General features: G+C 41.9%; 1 protein-coding gene. It reads right to left on the reverse strand.

Annotation, left to right across the window (positions count from 1 at the left end; all coding sequences use genetic code 11):
• On the reverse strand, positions 1-223 hold a 223-nt coding region (locus tag HBA93_RS22705), incomplete at its 3' end, for a TetR/AcrR family transcriptional regulator (RefSeq protein WP_221724739.1).
• Positions 224-246 lie beyond the last annotated feature (23 nt).

Here is a 246-nt window from a genome sequence, read left to right on the forward strand (position 1 = left end):
ACAGATCGAGCCATTCCTGATGCCGCATTGCAATAAACGCAGCGACAAGGTCGGATTTTGATGAGAAATTATTATACAGGCTCATTTTCGCAACGCCGGCTTTAGCAGTGATCATATCAATGCCGGTTGCGTTAATCCCATAATTATAAAACAAAATTCCTGCTGCCTCGAGCAGACGTTCACGTGCAGAAGCAGTTTTCTGCGCCTTTAAAGATGTTGGCATTTTATCTTTGACTCAAATTTATT

Origin of the sequence: Ochrobactrum sp. SFR4 (assembly GCF_019730395.1) — a bacterium.
Lineage (GTDB): Bacteria > Pseudomonadota > Alphaproteobacteria > Rhizobiales > Rhizobiaceae > Pseudochrobactrum.